The following is a 14,033-nucleotide window of genomic DNA, read 5'->3' on the forward strand; positions in this document are numbered from 1 at the left end:
CGGTATGCGGACGTCACGTCGAGGAGGTCGTACTCGCCATCAGAAAAAAGCAGGCCCGGCGCAACGGAGCGTGATCGGACCGTCGGCGAGATCTGGGCCGGCGTAGTGGGGACAGGGCGGGCAGGTTCCGTCAGGGGAGCGAGTGGCCTGGGTCCGGTTTCCGATGTTTGTCCTGGTGGACGACGCGGTGTACCTTGCTTGAAGTACGCGATTCATTCATTGAGTGAACACTCGTCACTCCAGACCCTCGGTGGCGCTCATATCAGTTCTTATGTGGCGTGAGGGTTAAAAAACGTGAGTAGGAAAGAACCGGCATCTGGCGGTGCCTGTGGTGTGGCGTGGTCAGCCGATGCGAATGGCGGGCCGCGAACCCCTTCGTTGATGGATTACGCGGCTTCGTCCTGGTGGTGTATCTCCACCGTCTCCCTGCGGAGCGCACGAACATCCGCGAAGCTGCCGACGAGAACGAGACAGCTGAGGTCGGTGGCCGACTCCGGCCGAATTCGATCAGTGGTCGTCGATGACAACAATAGCTTCACCGATGCGGTCTCCCATCTGCTCGTCGCGGACGGGTTCGACATGGTCGGCGCGGCCGCTGATCATGAGCACGGGCTAGAATTGATCTCCGACCTATGCCCCGACGTCGCGCTCGTCGATCTCTACCTTGGAGAGGGCAACGGGCTAGATCTGATCGCCGACATCGTCCGTTCGGGGCTGGCGGAACGGATGTTCATGATCTTGATGTCGAGCTGTGCCCCCGACGCTCTCCGCACGGTCTTCGAGGGCAGCGACGCGGATGCTTACCTGCCCAAGACGGAGCTGTCCGGCGACGCGATCCGCGACAGCCTGGGCGGCATGCTCTGATCGAGAAGTTCATGACCGGCGTGTCATGACCTTGTCCCGACGAAAAGCAGCACCTGCCGGGCCTGGTCAGCGTCGGCGACTACCGCTCTGGCGAGTTCGGCGAGCCGGTGGTTGTGGGAGCGCGCGTACCCGCGCAGGACCGTAAACGCCTCGTCGGTGCTCATGTGCCCGGAGGTGGATAGCACACCCTTAGCCTGCTCGATGATCACTCGGCTGTTCAGCGTCCCCTGCAACTGCTCGACGACGACCTCGCTACGTGCCAGCGCACGCTCCTGCAGGATCGCGATGGTCGCGACGTCGGCCAGGGCCTGGCCCAGCCTGAGATCTTCGGCGGACAGTGACGAGACGCCGGTGCGGAACAGGTTCAGCGTCCCGATGGTGTGTTCCCGCAACCGCATGGGCAACGCGTGTACCGTTCGGAAGCCCTGTTCCTCGGCCAGGGACACAAACCCGGGCCACCGTTCGCGCCAGCGGGGCAGATCCACCGCGGTGACCGGACTCCCGGTGTGGAAGCAGTCAAGGCACGGACCTTCATGGTCGGCCTGCAACTGGAACAGCTCCATCAGCTGCGCCTGCTCGTTGGAGGAGGCCAGCACCCCGAGATTGCCCTGCCCATCGGTCAGCAACAGCCCCGCCGCTGCGACGTCCAGCAGACGAACGCAATGGCCTGCCAGGCGATGCGCCATATCGATCAAGTCATAGCCAACGACCATCGTGTCGGCGATGTCGATGAACGCGGTGGTCAGCGCCGGCTCCCGCGTAGTCGGAGTCGACATCCCTTCCCCCTCTTCGACGCCGGGTTAGAAGAACTACCGACGGCGTCGTCTCATCGGGTCAGATGCAGCCGCCCGCTGAGTACGTCCGCGGCGACCTCGTCCAAGGGCCGCGAGTACCTGAAGGCGTACGCCCGCAATCGGGCCAGCGCCTCGCCGACGAGTATCCCGAGCTCGGCCGACAGCGCCCCGGTGGCTTGATGGACCACCGCGTGGGTGCGCCAGGACAGATCGAACAGGGCGACCTCCGGGACCGCATCCTCCCCACTGGTTATCTCAACATTCAAAAGTGCCACCGTCACGGCGTCGACCACCGCCAGAGCCTCGGCAATCTCCGCCAACGGCCCCACCCGTGAGCGGTAACAATCCATTACCCCGATGCCGATCACGCCGACCTGCAGCGGAAACGCGAACACTGCGGCAACCCCTGCGCTCGCGGCCTCCCGCGTGAACATCGGCCACCGCAAGCACGCCTCCCGTGCCTGCAGATCCGGCACCAGCACCGGCCGGCCGGCGACGAACGCCGACACGCACGGGCCCTCGCCCAGACCGAACTGCCACTCTTCGATCCGCACGCCCTGCTCGTCACTCGCCCCGAGCAACAGGCGCCCGTCGGGCTGCCCCTCGGTCATCAAAGACAGGCCCACCCCATCGACCGGCAACGCCGCGTGACATGCCCGGCACAACTTCCCTGGGATATCCGCCCTCCCAGGAAAGTCCGTCACAATCTCCGCCAGCGCCCCCGCCAGCCGCATACGATCAACAGCCATATATAACGTGCCTCCCGGCCGTACCAGAGATAACTCAACCGGGTACGCCACGGGCGTCTAGATGTACGCATCCGACTCGGCCAGATACCTCAAACCTACCCCTGTCACGCCCGACCAGCACAAACAGCATGGCGACGTCCTCCGGTGACCGGTCTACAGCACTCGTCGAGGCCGGGGATCTGCCACACGCGCTCCGTCCGTGACGCCGCCGCGATGCTCGACGCGGTGAACGGCCATGGCGTGGGCAACACGGTGATCGCACCGGCACCGGCGCGGCCGTACGTGCGTGAGCTCGGCTCCGACCCCGGTTCGCCGCGCATCGGGCTCCTCGATCACTAGTTTGGATCCCGTGCAAGGCACACAGAACAGGGGAACGCAGCCTTCCGGTCTTCTGATCATTGCGGACGGTGTTGCCCTACCCGGCAGTCCTCGTCAGGGCGCCTCGCGCTGAGGGGCGCGCGCCGGTCTTGCGAGATAGGGGGTCCAGCACGGCGGGGACACGAACGAAACGCACATACCTTCGTCCTCAGCAAGTCGTTCCTGCTGGGGAGCAGGTGATCGCCGATGGTGGACCCTCAGCGCACCGATGGATCGGCGACGCGTTGCATCCGTCTGACGACGGTGATCAGCGTTGCCTTGCTGGCGGTGATCGCGGCGGTTGTCAGTTCGGTCACATGGGTGAGCTCGCGCTCCGGCACGGCGAGGCGTCGTGGAGCGCGATCCGATCAGCGTCGATGGCATGGTCGTCGCCGCGTCGATGTCGGTCTTGCTGGCGAGAAGGATGGGCAGGCCGGTGAGTGGCCGCCCTGGACGCTGCTGATCGTCGGGAGCCTGGCCAGTCTTGCGGCGAACGTCGCGGTCGCGGATCCGGCCGCGATCAGCCGACTGATCGCCGCCTGGCCGTCTTTCGCCTTCGTCGGGGCGTACCACCTGCTTCGAAGCCAGCTCCGGCTCGGCCGAGTCGCCCCCAGTCGGACCCCAAGCGCGCGCTGGCCTTCGGCGAGGACGTCGAGCCGGGGTTTACCAGCGGGCCGGCTCGCGCGGCCTGCCGTGCCGGCCTCGCGCAGGCACGCGACGGTCCGCGGTGCCCGCCCCTGCTCCACTGCGGCTGGGCGAACCGCCGCCGATACGTGCGCGATCGCGGTCGCGCCCAGACACCGCGGCGCGCCGCCGACGCCGCGGCGGCCGGCGGCTACCGTTCGACGGCGGCCCGCTGCGCGTCTCGTTCCTCTGTCCCACGTGCCGCCAGCGCATTCGCGTCCCCGTCCGCGGCAAGGTCAAGGCACGCTGCACGCTGTGCCGTACGGTCCTGGAGGGCGACACCTGACCCGCCGCGCACCGCGGGCCCGCGCCCTACCTCGCCGGTGACACGGCGGTCGCGAGGAACTCCCGGAACGACACCGGCGGGCGCCCGCGATGGTTCAGACGGCCACGACCGAGCGGGTGAGGTGGACCGGGAGGTCGGCATCGCGTCCTACGGAGGCCGCCCAGGCGACCGCGTGGCGTTGGAGGAGTACGAGTTCGGCCAGCGGCTCCGTGCCGCCGTGGTGGACGCGTGCCCCGGTCGCTTCGATGGCGCTGATCTCCACGGCCGACAGCGGGGTCATCGCCCACACGAGGGTGTCCGGTCCGGCGACACTGATCGGTCCGTGACGGTACTCGCCGGTCGCGTACGCCTCCGCCCACATACCCGCGGACTCGCGGCACTTCAGCGCGGCCTCCTGGGCGAGTGCGGCGGCCCATCCCGAGGCGAGGACGACCAGTTGCCGGGGCAGTGCCTCGGTGACCTCGGCGTTCACCGCCCGCTCGCCGCTGTCGACGAGTTCCGCCTGGGCCCGCGCGTCGTCGCCGAGCTGGGCGCGCAGCAGAGCCAGCAGAGTCGTCGGAAACCGGGTCTGCACGACGCTTCGCTCGTCGGCGTACGAAAGGTCGACGATGTCGGTGGCCAGAGAGGCGATCGGCGTGTCGAGAGCGCCGAGTACGGCCGTTATCGGGGTGTCGCCCCCGAGCCGCCGCAGTGCCCGGTGGACCTCGGTGGTGGTGCCCGACCGGCTGATCGCCACCACCCGGTCGTACGGGCGGAGCACCTCGGGCAGCTCCGAGGCGATGACGGCGTCAGTCGGTCCGTGTCCGCGCTGCTCACGTAGCCACGCGTACGCCGCGGCGACGTAGTAGGACGTGCCGCAGCCCAGGACGAGGACCTTCTCGCCCGCCTCCGGCAACCCACTGGGCCCGGAACGGCTCTGCTCCTGGGCGCGGATCCAGCAGCCGGGCTGGCTGGCGATTTCGTCAGAGGTGATCCGCCCGAGGGCTGATGCGGTTCCGGGCATGTCAGAGTTCCCCTTCTCTGGGACGTTGGTTCTGAAGGTCGTGGCCGTCGACGGCGCCGAACCGGTCCAGGAGTGGTGCGTGCGCGACGACCGCGTCGTCGAGGATGGCCCTCGCGGTGGACGCGTCGCCGACGAGCGGGTCGAGCGTCAGCGCCTGGACGGCCATGTCGCGGTCACCGGAGACCGCCGCCCGTACGGTCAGCTCCTGTTGCCCGGCGCGTGCCGCGAGAACCGCGGCGATGGCCGGCGGCAGCGGGCCGATGCCCAGGCCGGTGATCCGGTCGGCGCCGACGACCGCGGGCACTTCCACGACGGCCGTGGCCGGCAGATCGGGAAGCCTGCCCTCGTTCGGCAGGTTCACGGCCGGTTCGACGATGTCCCGGTCGCCGAGCAGGGCCGCGGCGATGCTCACGACGCGCTCGGCCTCTTGGCCGGAGGAGATCTGGAGGGGAACGTCGCCGTTCGCCTGGGCTCGCAGGTCGTCCCAGAGCCGGCTCTTGTCGTCGATGTACTCGTGCGTCATGTCCTGGCCGCCCTGCAGTCCCCACGCCAGCTCACCGGAGCCCGCCGCGGACAGGTATCGGGGAAAGAACTCCGCGACATGACGGTCACCCGGCGCGGGGTAGCGGCCGAAGGTTCGCATCAGGTCGGCCGACACCGCGGCGTGGACGCCCTCGGTGCGCGAGGACGGGGCGTCCCGGCCGCCGGCGTGGGCCTCGACGAGCTCCCGCAGCCGCGGGTACAGGTCGGTGCCGCCGGACCGGATGTCGAGCAGCCAGCAGAGATGGTTGAGGCCGGCGAACACCGCGTGCACGTCATCGGGATCGCGGCTCAGCGCCGCCGACAGTGCCATCGTGGTGTGCATGGTGCCGTGGCACAGGCCGATCGCTCGTACCCCGGTCTGCCCGGTGATCGCACGGACGTTGGCGGTGAGGGGATTGCTGTAGTTGACCAGCCACGCCCGCGGCGCGAGGTCGGCGACGTCGCGGGCGATCGCCACCAGCTCGGGCACGTGGCGCAACGCGCGCAGCACACCGCCGGGGCCGACGCTGTCGCCCACGGTCTGGCGGATCCCGTACCGCGCTGGGATCTCCAGGTCCGCCCGCCATCCGCCGGCCCCGCCGACCGCGATGGTCGTGATCACGAACCTCGCGCCGGGCAGCGCGGCGCGCCGGTCCGTGTGCGCCTCGATCCGTACGCCGTGGCCCCGCCGCGCCGCGAGCCGGCGGCCGATCGCCGCCATGGTCTCGGCGGCCTCGCCGTTCGTGTCCACCAGGTGCACGGTGTAGTCCTCGAACGCCGGTGAGGACGTGATGTCGCGCAGGAGCCCGGGCGTGAACACCGTGCTGCCGGCCCCGATGAGCACGAGTCCCTTGCCGGCCGCGCCGCGGGCCGACCGGGTCACTTCACGCTCCCGGTCAGCAGGCCGTTCACGATGTAGCGGTTGAGCGTCAGCCCGATGACCGCCGGCACCACGATGGCGATCACCCCGGCCGCGCTAAGGAGAGTCGTGGGCACGACGTGCTGTCCCTGCAGCGACTGGACGACCACGGTGAGCGGCTGGGTCGACACGTCGGTCGACAGGACCAGCGGGAAGAGGAACTGCGTCCAGGAGAAGAGGAACGTGATGATCGCCGTCGAGATGATGCCGGGCAGGGCCAGCGGAAGCAGCACGTGCCAGAGGATCTGCATGCGGCCGGCCCCGTCGACCTGGCCGGCCTCCTCGATCGCGGTCGGCAGGCTCACGAGGTAGTTGTGCATGATCCACGTCGCCAGCGGCAGGAAGCCGGAGACGTACACCAGCACGATGCCGGTGTAGGTGTTGACCAGGCCGAAGTCGCTCATGATCCGGTACAGCGGGATCAGCGTCGTGTACGCTGGGAAGGCCATCGTGGCCAGCACGGAGTAGAACAGCAGGTTGCGTCCGCGGAAGCGCATCCGCGCGAACGCGTAGGCCGCCAGCGTGGACAGCACCACGGTGACGATCGTCGCGGCGCCGCACTCGACCAGGATGTTGATCGTCGACCGGCGGATCTGGTCGGGGACCGTTCCATCGCTGCCGAGCAGGGTGATGTAGTGCTTCAGCGTCGGGGTCGGCGGCACGTAGTGCGCCGGCTTGCTCCCGGCCTGTGCCTCCGTCTGCAGGCTGGTGTTGATCGTCCAGTAGATCGGCACCAGCGACCACAACAGGATGAACGCCACGCCGATCCAGCGCGCGCGTATCCGGAGACGTCCGTGGATGACACTCACAGCTCCACCGCCCGGTACACGAGTTTGACGACGCAGAATGACACGATCAGCGTGACCAACGTGACCAGCAGCGACAGCGCGTAGCCCTCGCCGAAGTCCAGGTTCTGGAAGCTGACGGAGTAGGTCTGCACCATCACCGACGATCCGGTCGGCGCGGCGCCGTTGAGCACGTACGGCTGGTCGAAGACGTTCAGTGTCGCGATCACCGCCTGAACCATGGCCACCGCGATCCCCGGGCGGGCCAGCGGCAGCGTGATCCGCCGGAACGCCCCCCACGCGGAGCATCCGTCCAGGCGCGCCGCCTCGTACAGGTCACCGGGGATGTTCTGCAACGAGGCCAGCACCAGCAACGCCGACAGGGGCGTGATCTGCCAGACCTGGACGATCTCGATCAGCGCGATCGTCTGCCAGCGGTTCCGGCCCAGGAAGACGTGGTAGTGATCGACCATGTGGAGCGAGGTGAGCACGCTGTTCAGCAGACCGGTGTTGGCGTCCCAGATGCCGGTCCACACGATTCCCTCGACCACTCCGGGCAGCGCCCACGGCAGGATCAGTACCGCGATCAGCGCCGCGCGGCCGCGGAACCTGTGCTGCAGGGTGATCGCCATCGCGATGCCGAGGATCGTCGACAGCCCGACGCCGATCACCACGTAGACCAGCGTGTTCTCCGCGGTGATCCGGAAGGTGTGGTCGCCGAACAGCCGGCGGAAGTTGCCCAGGCCGGTGAAGCGCGTCGGCGGATCGAGGCTGTCGACCCGGAAGAACGCCTCGACGATCGTGAAGGCCGCCGGCACCAGCGCCAGGCCGACGATGAATATCGCCAACGGCGAGACGAGCAGATAGGGGAGCGGATCGAACCGGCGGCGGCGACGCCGCCGGGCCGGCGTCCCGGTGGCGTCACCGCCGGCCGGTGCCGTCACCGGTGGCGTACCGAGTTGTGGTCCCGTCATGGAAGACACCTCGTGGTCGCGAAGTACCCGGTCACTCGCCGTTCGCCAGCCGGTTCGCGGCGCCGGCGATCGCCTTGATCGCGGCATCGACGGTCAGTGAACCCGTGGCGGCCGAATGCAGGTTCGTGTAGACGGCGTTGGAGAACTGCGGGTACCACGTCGGCGCTCCTGCCGGGAACACCGGCCGGGCACTGGACTTGAGCATCGCGCCGAGCGTGGAGCCGCCGATGAGCTTCCCCTTGGCGGCGAGCTGGTCGACCACGCTCAGCCGGGACGGGAAGTTGTAGCTCGGCAGTGCCTTGTCCGGCCCGTTGAGACCCGCGAAGTCGGCCTGGTTGGCGCCTTCGGTGAACCACTGGATGAACTTCGCCGCGGCCTGGGGGTGCTTGGCCGTACGCGGGATGCCGATGCCGTCCGGGTTGCTGAGGTTCGGTCCCGGCCCCGTCACGCCCGGAGTGCGGAGGTAGTCGACCTGTTTGACCACGGTCGAGGAGGACGGCACCTCGTACAGGCTGCCGACGTTGCCGGAGTAGTCGCCGAAGACGCTCGCGACCTGGCCGTGCGCCATCAGCTTCTGCTGGCCCTGGCTGTCGGTGACGTTGATGTTGCCGGGCGGGACCAGGCCCTGCTTGAACGCGTCGACCATCCACTGCGCGGCCTTGTACCCGGGCGAGTCAGGGCTCGTGAACTGCGGTCTGCCCTGGCCGTCGAGGATCGTCCCGCCGAACGCCCCCGTCGTCTGGTACCAGTACGTCGACAGACCTTCGGCGGCGGCGAACGGGATGTTCAAGGGGTACTGGACGACGCCCTTCGTCTTGATCTGTTTGAGGTCCTGGGTGTACTGGTCGATCGTCTTCGGCATGGTCGTCACGCCGGCCTTGGCGAACATCTTCTTGTTCACGGTGGTCACGAGGAAGGACGCGTCGAACGGGATGCCCACGACGTGGCCGCCGACGGTGAACGAGGACAGCTGCGGCATGTCCGAGGCGAGCGACTTGGTGTCGACGTAGCGCTCCATCGGGTAGAACCAGTTGAGCTTCCCCAGCTGGCCCACCCGAGACCAGTCGACGTCGGTCGCGTCCGCGAAGTACGTCTTGGCGGTCGATCCGGCCGCGATCTTCGTTTGAAGACTGTCCCAGTCGATGTCGGTCCACTTGACGGTGATGCCGGTGGACTTGGTGAACGCGTCCAGCGAGGCCTTGGGCGGAGACGGTATGGCCAGGGAGACATTGATCGTCACGCCGCTGGTCGCGGACGAGGCCGCGACGCCGCCGCCGGAGCACGAGGTGGCGAGCAGAGCCAGACATGACAGCGCGCCGACCACCGCGGCGGGTCTGGCCTGTCGAATGGAAAGCATGGCTACGCCTCTCTTCCAAAAGACGACCCGTCGCTGCGGGTGCCCGGAACCCCGCGTCGGGCGGTGGTTCGGCACCAGCCGGGCCGGGAAGCTCGCGGACGAGACGGACAATCCGATCATCGCCCGTGAGCGTTTCGCGCAGTATCTGAACAGTCTGCTGCGCGCGTATCGATCACTATGCTTGATGTGGCAGAGACTTTGGCACCTTGCTCACCGGGCGTCAACAGTCTGTTCACGAAATTTCCCCGTTATGGACAGATGTTCGCGCGCCTCGCGGGGTACGCGCAGTTTGCATGCAGCCAGGGCATCTAATGCGCAATCTGATCGTTCGTGCGCTAGCCTCGGGGCATGCGACGCAACCAACGCATCCACCAGATCCTGTCCGCGATCGTCGCGCACGGGTCGCTGGAAGTGCCCGAACTCGCCGAGCGGTTCGGTGTGTCGCATGCGACGATCCGGCGCGATCTCGAGGTGCTCGAACAGCAACGTCTGGTCAGCCGCACTCGTGGTGGTGCCACCACCCACGCCGCGTTCAACGACATGCCACTGAGCTACAAGACGACCCAGGACCTGGTCGAGAAGCGCAGGATCGCGCACGCGGCCCGCCGGCACCTCGCCGGCGCCCGGGTCATCGGCATGACGGGCGGGACCACGGTGACCGAGTTCGCGCATCTGCTGCTGGAGTCCGACGGTCTCACCGTGGTCACCAACGCCCTCAATGTCGCGGTTCACCTGCTGGACAATCCGCGGCTCCGCGTGTTCACCGCGGGCGGTGAGGTGCGGAGCAGTAGCCAGGAGACGGTCGGGCACAGTGCGGAGGAGTTCCTGGCCGAGTACAACGTCGACGTCGCTTTCGTGGGGGTCGACGGCGTCGACGCGTCGGCGGGATGCACGAACTACGACCCGGCAGGCGCCCGTGTGAACGCCGCCCTGCTCCAGCGCGCCCGCAAGACGATCGTGCTCGCGGACGCGACGAAGATCGGCCGCGTGGCGCTCGCGCAGGTCTGCCCGATGACGTCGGTCGACCTTCTGATCACGGACGGGCGCGCGGCCGAGGCGCAGATCGAGCAGATCCGGGAGCGGGACTGCGAGGTCTCGCTCGTCTGACGTTTCGCGCAACCACGCACACGAAAATTGCGCGTTTCCTGCTTATCATTGTGCGTTCGTCCGCGCCGGTGTCATAGTCCGGGCATGACGAAGGTAGCGTTCATCGGCGCCGGCAGCGTCGAGTTCACCCGTAACGTCGTCACCGACCTGTGCGAATTCGCCGAGCTGCACGGCCGGTTCGAACTGGCGCTCCACGACATCGACGCCGACCGGCTCGCTTACGCCGAAGCGTTGGTGCGCCGCATCAACGAGCAGACCGGCGCCGGCGCCCAAGTGAGCTCCAGCACCGACCGGCTCACCGCCGTCGAAGGTGCCGACTACGTGATCAACGAGATCCAGGTCGGCGGCTACCGCGCCACCCGCGCCGACTTCGACATTCCGGCCCGCTACGGCGTACGCCAGACGATCTCGGACACGATCGGCATCGGAGGCGTCTTCCGAGGCCTGCGCACGATCCCTGTGCTGATCCAGATCGGCGAGGACCTGGCCAAGGTCGCGCCGGACGCGTACCTGCTCAACTACAGCAACCCGATGGCGATGCTGCCGTGGGCCGTCTACGCCGGTTCACCGTTCCAGCGGGTCGTCGGCATGTGCCATTCGGTCCGCGACACGCACCGGCTCCTCGCTGAGCTGGTCGGCGTGCCGCTCGCGGAGATCGACTTCCGCACGGCCGGCTTCAACCACCAGGCGTTCGTCCTCCGTTTCGAGCACGAGGGTCAGGATCTGTACCCGGCGCTGCGCGCGGCCATCGACGCCGATCCGGAGCTCCAGCGCCGGGTCCGCGTCGAGCTGTTCCGTCGCTTCGGCTACTTTCCCACCGAGTCCAGCGAGCACAGCGCCGAATACGTGCCCTGGTTCATGCGCCACGACGAGGAGATCGCGCAGTTCCGAGTCCCGGTCGGTGAATACCTTCGGCGTTCGGAGCGCAACATTGAGGAGTACGAGTCGACCCGCCGGGAACTCGCCGATGAGGGGCCTCTGACCCTAGAGGCGACGTCCGAACTGGCCTCGGAGTTCATCCACGCCCACCAGACCGGCCGGGAACGCGAGATCTACCTCAACGTCCGCAACGACGGCCTGATCACCAACCTGCCCGACGAATGCTGCGTCGAGGTCCCGGCCCTGATCGACGGATCGGGCCCGCGTCCACAGCCGATCGGGGCCCTGCCGCCGCAGCTGGCCGCCCTGAACCGCACCTTCCTCAACGTGGTGGAACTCACCGTACGAGCCGTCCTGGACGGCGACCGCCGCCATGTCTATCAGGCCGTTCTCCTGGATCCGAACGCCGGAAGCGTCCTGACCACTCGCCGTGCCGAGGCACTGTGCGACGAACTCCTCGACGCACACCGCGACCTGCTCCCCAGGTCCCTGCGCCGATGACGCGGGACGGCCATGCGATTTCGCGTGCATGAGTGTGCGCAATGGCGCGACGACCCATCTTTCGGACGAACCACGAACCGGCCCTCTCATCGGCGATACCGGCCCTCGACGAAAGAAGTGCTAGATGACCGACATGACGCGGCGTACTGTGCTGAAAGTGGCGCTGGGGGGCGCGGGCCTGACCGCCCTGCCGGCCGTGACGGGAGGCCTGCCCGCGGCCGAGGCCGCGACCTCCTCGAACCCCGGGCCCAAGCTCGTCGGGGTCGGTGACGACTCCATCACTCTGGAGTTCGACGACCGCCTGCACAGCAGGGTCTCCGTGGACGGCCAGAAGGTGACGGGGTTCGACGCCGGTGAGGTGCTGGTCCTCGGCGACGCGACGATCGACACCTTCAGCTACCGCGGCCATCAGACGCGCAAGATCCGGCATGCCCGGCACGGAGACGGCGTCATCGTGACCATCCAGGGCGTATCCAGCGATCAGGTGCGGAAGACGGTGGAACTGACCACCTACCGCCGGCTGGACGGGATGACCGTGATGAAGGTGACGTACACCAACCTGTCGCGCGAACCGCTGAACGTCACCGGGTGGCGTAACGGAGCCCACGAACTGCTGGAGAAGGCAGGAGGCTTCTACACCTTCTCAGGCTCCACCCATGAGGACCGCCGCGACTGGGTGCAACCCGTGTCCGACGGCTTCTTCCAGGAGAACTCCCTGGGCATGGACGCCTCCGACTACGGCGGTGGAACCCCGCTGGCGTCCGTCTGGCGCCGGGGCGCCGGCGTGTCCGTCGGGCATGTCGAGCCCGTGGCGCGGATTCTGCGCATGCCGGTCCGCAAGTCGGAGCACGGGGCGGGCATCGCGATCGAGGGCGACACCCCTCGCACCCTGAAACCGGGCCAGAAGCTGACCACCGACACCACGTTCCTGGCCGTACACCAGCGCGACCATTTCGTGCCGCTCCAGCGCTACCGCGACTACATGAGCGACATCGGGTTGCGCGCCCCCCAGGTGCCGGAATCGGCGTTCGCCCCGGTCTGGTGCGCCTGGGGTTACCAGCGCGACTTCACCGTCGAGCAGGTGCTCGGGACGCTGCCCAAGGTGCAGGACGTCGGCTTCACGTGGGCGGGTCTCGACGACGGCTGGCAGACCAACGAGGGCGACTGGGACATCAACCCCGCGAAGTTCCCGCGGGGCGAGGCGGACATGCGGGCGTTCACCCAGAAGATCCGGAACGCCGGGCTGCTGCCGAGACTCTGGTGGGCACCGCTGGCGGCGGACCCCGACAGCAACCTGTACAAGGACCATCCGGACATGCTGCTGCTGGATGCCGACGGCAACAAACAGAACGTGAGCTGGTGGGACTCCTACACACTGTGCCCGGCGTACCAGCCGACCATCGACTACTTCGTCGGGCTGGCGCGGAAGTTCATCGATGACTGGGGATACGAGGGGCTGAAGACCGACGGTCAGCACCTGAACGCGGTCGCGCCCTGCTACAACCCCGCTCACCGGCACGCGCGGCCGGAGGAGTCGACCGAGGGGCTGGCGCTGTTCTGGAAGGCGATCCACGACGCCGCACACGGGGCGAACCGCGATGCCGTGTGCGAGCTCTGCCCGTGTGGCACGGCCTTCGCCTTCCACAACCTGCCGTACGTCGACCAGTACCCGGCCTCGGACCCGACGTCGTCGTACCAGGTGCGGAGCAAGGGCAAGTCGATGAAGGCGCTGATGGGGCACGGCAGCAGCTACGCCGGCGACCACGTGGAGCTGAGCGACGGAGGCGACGACTTCGCCTCCAGCTACGGCGTCGGAGCGGTGCTGTCGACCAAGTTCACCTGGCCGAGCGACGCGCCCGGGACGAAGCCCGAGGACGCGGTGGTGTTGACGCCGGAGAAGGAGGTGCTCTGGCGCAAGTGGGTGGCGCTGTACAAGAAGTACATGCTGTCCACCGGGGAGTACCGCGGCGAGTTGTACGACATCGGATTCGACAAGCCGGAGGCCCACGTCATCGCCAAGGACTCCACCCTGCACTACGCCTTCTACGCCGACCGGTGGAACGGAAAGGTCGAGCTGCGCGGCCTGGACCGGGGCCGACGGTACCGGCTGACCGACCCGTTCAACGGCACCGTCCTGGGCGTCGCCGACTCACGGCACGACACCCTCCAGTTGACGTTCGAGAAGTTCCAGCTCGTCGTGGCCGAGCGCATCTGACGGCCTGATCCACCGAGCGGTCGGCGGCCCGGCACGT

At 67.9% G+C, this 14,033-nt stretch carries 13 protein-coding genes; 5 read left to right on the top strand and 8 right to left on the bottom strand.

Translation table 11 applies throughout. The features are described from left to right. Positions 1-510: 510 nt before the first annotated feature. Positions 511-864 carry a response regulator gene (locus ABEA10_RS00520; RefSeq protein ID WP_345455754.1) on the top strand — a complete coding sequence of 118 codons (354 nt, stop codon included), beginning with the start codon at positions 511-513 and terminating at the stop codon, positions 862-864. Between the two features lie 23 nt (positions 865-887). On the opposite strand, the gene ABEA10_RS00525 is transcribed toward ABEA10_RS00520, so the two are convergent. Continuing rightward, a complete protein-coding gene (locus tag ABEA10_RS00525; protein ID WP_345455757.1) occupies positions 888-1,640 on the bottom strand; it encodes an ANTAR domain-containing protein in 753 nt (250 codons plus the stop codon). 50 nt (positions 1,641-1,690) lie between these two features. Continuing rightward, complete coding sequence (locus ABEA10_RS00530) at positions 1,691-2,269, bottom strand: GAF and ANTAR domain-containing protein (RefSeq protein WP_425550845.1); 579 nt, start codon at positions 2,267-2,269, stop codon at positions 1,691-1,693. A 282-nt stretch (positions 2,270-2,551) separates the two neighbouring features. Here ABEA10_RS00530 and ABEA10_RS00535 point away from each other — a divergent pair, with 282 nt between their 5' ends. After that, a complete protein-coding gene (locus ABEA10_RS00535; RefSeq protein ID WP_345455761.1) occupies positions 2,552-2,746 on the top strand; it encodes a hypothetical protein in 195 nt (64 codons plus the stop codon). Positions 2,747-2,982: 236 nt separating this feature from the next. Here the strand turns inward: ABEA10_RS00535 and ABEA10_RS00540 are convergent, their stop codons facing one another. The 6 genes from ABEA10_RS00540 to ABEA10_RS00565 form a co-directional block, all read right to left on the bottom strand. After that, positions 2,983-3,105 carry a hypothetical protein gene (locus ABEA10_RS00540; protein ID WP_345455764.1) on the bottom strand — a complete coding sequence of 41 codons (123 nt, stop codon included), beginning with the start codon at positions 3,103-3,105 and terminating at the stop codon, positions 2,983-2,985. A 723-nt stretch (positions 3,106-3,828) separates the two neighbouring features. Further along, the gene (locus ABEA10_RS00545; RefSeq protein ID WP_345455767.1) at positions 3,829-4,737 is read right to left on the bottom strand and encodes an SIS domain-containing protein; all 909 of its coding nucleotides are present in this window, start codon (positions 4,735-4,737) and stop codon (positions 3,829-3,831) included. A gap of 1 nt (position 4,738) precedes the next feature. Beyond that, positions 4,739-6,142 (bottom strand): family 4 glycosyl hydrolase, encoded by a 1,404-nt coding sequence (locus ABEA10_RS00550; RefSeq protein WP_345455770.1) that lies wholly within the window; start codon positions 6,140-6,142, stop codon positions 4,739-4,741. Beyond that, positions 6,139-6,987 carry a carbohydrate ABC transporter permease gene (locus ABEA10_RS00555; RefSeq protein WP_345455773.1) on the bottom strand — a complete coding sequence of 283 codons (849 nt, stop codon included), beginning with the start codon at positions 6,985-6,987 and terminating at the stop codon, positions 6,139-6,141. The genes ABEA10_RS00550 and ABEA10_RS00555 overlap by 4 nt, the downstream gene beginning before the upstream one ends. Then, a complete protein-coding gene (locus ABEA10_RS00560; protein ID WP_345455776.1) occupies positions 6,984-7,937 on the bottom strand; it encodes a carbohydrate ABC transporter permease in 954 nt (317 codons plus the stop codon). Before ABEA10_RS00560 ends, ABEA10_RS00555 begins: the two co-directional genes overlap by 4 nt. A 31-nt stretch (positions 7,938-7,968) precedes the next feature. Next, on the bottom strand, positions 7,969-9,294 hold the full coding sequence (locus ABEA10_RS00565; RefSeq protein WP_345455779.1) for an ABC transporter substrate-binding protein: 1,326 nt from the start codon (positions 9,292-9,294) through the stop codon (positions 7,969-7,971). A 348-nt stretch (positions 9,295-9,642) separates the two neighbouring features. Between ABEA10_RS00565 and ABEA10_RS00570 the strand changes: the two genes are divergently transcribed. The 3 genes from ABEA10_RS00570 (at position 9,643) to ABEA10_RS00580 (ending at position 13,996) form a co-directional block, all read left to right on the top strand. Beyond that, entirely contained in the window at positions 9,643-10,401 is a 759-nt protein-coding gene (locus ABEA10_RS00570; RefSeq protein WP_345455782.1) for a DeoR/GlpR family DNA-binding transcription regulator, read from the top strand. Between the two features lie 84 nt (positions 10,402-10,485). Next, positions 10,486-11,781 (top strand): alpha-glucosidase/alpha-galactosidase, encoded by a 1,296-nt coding sequence (gene melA / locus ABEA10_RS00575; protein ID WP_345455785.1) that lies wholly within the window; start codon positions 10,486-10,488, stop codon positions 11,779-11,781. Between the two features lie 124 nt (positions 11,782-11,905). Further along, entirely contained in the window at positions 11,906-13,996 is a 2,091-nt protein-coding gene (locus tag ABEA10_RS00580; RefSeq protein WP_345455788.1) for a glycoside hydrolase family 36 protein, read from the top strand. The last annotated feature ends 37 nt before the right edge of the window (positions 13,997-14,033 follow it).

Origin of the sequence: Actinoallomurus oryzae (genome assembly GCF_039541955.1) — a bacterium.
In the GTDB taxonomy this organism is placed as follows: Bacteria; Actinomycetota; Actinomycetes; order Streptosporangiales; family Streptosporangiaceae; genus Actinoallomurus; species Actinoallomurus oryzae.